Below are 3,726 nucleotides of genomic sequence, written 5' to 3'. Positions count from 1 at the left end.
TCGTCGACGCCGACCGGGCGGTGATCGCGGTGGAGGACTTCTTCGCCGCCACCAGCCAGCTGGCCCAGACCACCCTGCGCTCGGTGCTGGGCAAGCACGAGCTCGACGAGATGCTGGCCGAGCGGGACAAGCTCAACAAGGACATCCAGGAGATCCTCGACGCCCAGACCGAGGCCTGGGGGGTGAAGGTGGCCAACGTCGAGATCAAGCACGTGGACCTGAATGAGAGCATGGTCCGGGCCATCGCCCGCCAGGCCGAGGCCGAGCGCAACCGCCGGGCCCGGGTGATCAACGCCGAGGGCGAGCTGCAGGCGTCCCAAACGCTGGTGGAGGCCGCCGCCACCCTGGCCCGCCAGCCGGAGGCCATGCAGCTGCGCTACCTCAACACCCTGTTCGACATAGGCGCCGACAAGAACTCGACCATCGTCTTCCCGATGCCGCTGGAGCTGCTGGACCTCCTGCAGCGGGGCGCCAAGGACCGGGGCGGGTAGCCGGCCGAGGCGCCTACTGCAGGGCCGTCCCAGGTCGGTACGGGGCGTGCCAGAACGACGCCCGTCGGCGCCCGGAATGGGTCTCCTCGGCAGGGGATCGACCCCCCCAAAGTCAAGCTGGCGAACCAGGTCTTAACGACGATTTTTCGCGGCTCGCATGCAACCTTTACCATGTATCTGCACCAGCCCGTTTTCCCCCCGGGCGGGAAACTGAGCAGAATCAAGGCGAAGGTTGGCCGACCTAAAGTCCAAGCTTTTCAGGCCTTAACCAAGCAGCGTGGCGCCGGCGCCGCATGGCTTCGCTTGTGGCGCGAATGCTGCAGCTTTCCCGGAACCTTGTGCCGATTTGATCGGTATCTTGGTTGGTGTGGACCCGCCTGAAGGGGATCGGCCAAGCAAAAGGCCGGCCCCGAAAGGCCCGAATGTAGGATGAGTTATATGTCGCCTTCTTTGAGCGTGGTTGCGGACAACGGTGCGGCTCTGATCAAGGGCGAAGCCAATCTGTCCGAGCGTATCCGTCGTCTCCAGACCGAGGCCAAGAACCTGGCCCGTGAGCACATCATGGCCCTCGAGGCGGCCCTGGTGGAAGTCGAGCGCATCGCCGGCGAGATCGCCGACGGCGGCGAGGCCTATCCGGTCGGCATCCGCGAGATCGCCCGCCGGCTGAGCGAAGAGTCCGAGACCCGCGTCCAGGCGATGGAAGCCATCCTGCGGCGCAACTGAGTTTTCCGAGAAATTTGACGGGTCCCGCTACGCCCTCCCTGGATATCGCCAGGGAGGTGCGGCGGGAGCCCGCAAGTGGGCCGCCGTATGCGGCCGCCGAGCCTCTGAAACAGAGGCGCATTTCCCTTAAGATCTCACGGCAGATGCGAGCGGCGACGTCGATCGCCATCGCACGCCTACGCCCATCCGCTCATCCCGGCGAAAGCCGCGATGAGCGGGGGTGGAGTTAGTCCTCCTCGCTCGCCGTCTCGCTGAGCGCGCCGCCGCCGAGCGGGCCGACGGGGGAGAGACCCGGATCGTTCTCCACCCGCCGCCGACGGGCGTCGGCGTCGGAGCCGGGCTCGTTCGGGGCTGCGGCCGGGCCGGGCTTAATCCCTTCGGGCTCGCGGGCGCCTGGGACGGGCGAGGTGGTGCTCGGCTGCGGGCTCAATCGAGAAGCTCCCTGTAGTCCTTGCTGCGCCTCAGCCAGGTGGCGGCGTAGCCGCAGATCGGAGTGATCTTCAGCCCGCGTTGCTTCGCGTCCTGCGCCAGCGCGGCCATCAGCCGGCCCGCCGCGCCGGAGCCGCGCAGCGGCACGGGGCTCTCCACGTGGTCGATGTAGAGCCGCTCGCCCTTCAGCCGATAGTCGGCCCAGGAGGTCATGCCCTGCTCGTCCATCTCGTAGCGCGAGCGGGCCTCGTTGTTCCGTAAGTCGCTCATGGCTGCAAAACCCCTTTCGCGCCCGGTTTGATCCCGCGGCGAACTTCTCGCCACGGCGCCGGTTTGAGCCCGCGCGGAGGGCGCTGCCCCTCCCCGGCCTTGGCGAAGCACTTTAAGGTAGGGTTAACCACAATTGGGAGCCTCGGCATGCGGCGCAGCACTCGCACCCTGATCCTTTGCGGCTCGGTCCTGTTCCTGTGGTCCTGCCAGCGGGCCGAGGAGAAGGCCGCCGCCCCCGCCGCGGCCGATGCGGGCCAGGCCGCCGCCACCCAGGCCGCCGCCGACCGGCCGGCCCGCAAGGCGGGGCTCTGGGAGCATTCCATGCAGACCCTGGGCGTGACCCAGACCAGCCGGCTGTGCATCGACGCCGAGACCGACAAGAACGTCGCCCTGTGGGGTCAGCAGGCCTCGGCCGAAAGCGGCTGCGAAGAGAACAGCTTCACGCCGGCCCCCGGCGGCTATTCGTTCGTGTCGGTCTGCCCGGACGGCCAGGGCGGCAAGGTGACCAGCCGCGGGACCATCACCGGCGACTTCGCCTCGGCCTACAAGATGGAGGCGACCACCACGACGACGGGCTCGTCGATCCCGCAGGCCAACGGCGAGATGAAGATGGTGATGACCGCCGCCTGGAAGGGCCCCTGCCCCGAAGGCATGAAGCCCGGGGACATCCAGGTCTCCATTCCCGGCGCGGGGACGGTGAACCTCAACGACGTGGCGAAGATGGCCGAGGGCGCGGCGGCGCAGTAGCGCTCGAGCGTCCCAACCATCCGTCATCGCCGGGCTTGTCCCGGCGACCCAGCCCGTTGCCGCCGGCCCGCCTAGTCAGGATGGGTGGCCGGCATAAAGCCGGCCATGACGAAGAGGGGGAAGCGCGCCTGGGTCTCAGACCAGCTCCACCGCCATCGCGGTCGCCTCGCCGCCGCCGATGCAGAGGCTGGCGACGCCGCGTTTTCCGCCGCGCTGTTCGAGGGCGCTGAGCAGGGTCGCGAGGATCCGCGCCCCTGAGGCGCCGATCGGATGGCCGAGGGCGCAGGCGCCGCCGTGGACGTTGAGCTGCTCGCGGTCGATGCCGATCTCCCGCTCGGCGATCATCGCGACGACGGCGAAGGCCTCGTTGATCTCGAACAGGTCCACCTCGTCCGCCGACCAGCCGGCCTTCTTCAGCGCCTTCTGGACGGCCGGTACGGGCGCGGTCGTGAACAGGCCGGGCTCGTGGGCGTGGGCGGCGTGGGAGACGATCCGCGCCACCACGTTCAGGCCCAGCTTCTCGGCGACCGAGGCGCGGGTCAGCACCAGGGCCGCGGCCCCGTCGCTGATCGAGGAGGCGTTGGCGGCGGTGATGGTCCCGTCCTTGGCGAAGGCGGGCCTCAGGGTCGGGATCTTGGCGGGGTCGGCCTTCAGCGGCTGCTCGTCGGCCGAGACGGTCTCGGTCCCCTTGCGGCTGGCGACCTCCACCGGGACGATCTCGCGGGCGAAGGCGCCGCTCTCGGTCGCCCTGCGGGCGCGGGAGAGGCTGGCGATGGCGTAGTCGTCCATCGCCTCGCGGGTGAACTGGTAGGCCCGCGCGCTCTCCTCGGCGAAGCTGCCCATCAGCCGGCCCGGCTCGTAGGCGTCCTCGAGGCCGTCCAGGTACATGTGGTCGAAGGCCGTGTCGTGGCCGATGCGCGCGCCGGCCCGGTGCTTGGCCAGCAGGTAGGGCGCATTGCTCATGCTCTCCATGCCGCCGGCGACGATCACGTCGGCCGAGCCTGCGGCGAGGGCGTCGTGGGCCAGGATCGCCGCTTGCATGCCGGAGCCGCACATCTTGTTGACG

6 protein-coding genes are annotated in these 3,726 nt (G+C 69.3%); 3 read left to right on the top strand and 3 right to left on the bottom strand.

Translation table 11 applies throughout. The features are described 5' to 3' along the window. Together VHK87_RS04285 and VHK87_RS04280 are read left to right on the top strand one after the other, a co-directional pair. A partial coding sequence (locus VHK87_RS04285) for an SPFH domain-containing protein (RefSeq protein WP_329633660.1) occupies positions 1–491 on the top strand: 491 nt, incomplete at its 5' end. A gap of 438 nt (positions 492–929) precedes the next feature. Continuing rightward, a complete protein-coding gene (locus tag VHK87_RS04280) occupies positions 930–1,214 on the top strand; it encodes a hypothetical protein (RefSeq protein ID WP_329633659.1) in 285 nt (94 codons plus the stop codon). Positions 1,215–1,440: 226 nt separating this feature from the next. Here VHK87_RS04280 and VHK87_RS04275 read toward each other — a convergent pair whose 3' ends face one another. Further along, positions 1,441–1,644, bottom strand: a complete 204-nt coding sequence (locus tag VHK87_RS04275) for a hypothetical protein (RefSeq protein ID WP_329633658.1) — start codon at positions 1,642–1,644, stop codon at positions 1,441–1,443. Further along, positions 1,641–1,913, bottom strand: coding sequence for a GNAT family N-acetyltransferase (locus tag VHK87_RS04270; protein ID WP_329633657.1), 273 nt, complete (start codon positions 1,911–1,913; stop codon positions 1,641–1,643). The genes VHK87_RS04275 and VHK87_RS04270 overlap by 4 nt, the downstream gene beginning before the upstream one ends. A gap of 147 nt (positions 1,914–2,060) precedes the next feature. Here VHK87_RS04270 and VHK87_RS04265 point away from each other — a divergent pair, with 147 nt between their 5' ends. Then, a complete protein-coding gene (locus VHK87_RS04265; protein WP_329633656.1) occupies positions 2,061–2,660 on the top strand; it encodes a DUF3617 domain-containing protein in 600 nt (199 codons plus the stop codon). A 135-nt stretch (positions 2,661–2,795) separates the two neighbouring features. Here VHK87_RS04265 and VHK87_RS04260 read toward each other — a convergent pair. Then, a partial coding sequence (locus VHK87_RS04260; protein WP_329633655.1) for an acetyl-CoA C-acyltransferase occupies positions 2,796–3,726 on the bottom strand: 931 nt, incomplete at its 5' end.

Source organism: Phenylobacterium sp. (genome assembly GCF_036263695.1).
Classification (GTDB): Bacteria; Pseudomonadota; Alphaproteobacteria; order Caulobacterales; family Caulobacteraceae; genus Phenylobacterium.
Note: the sequence above shows the minus strand (reverse complement) of the source record. Positions and strands in the feature narration are given on the sequence as shown.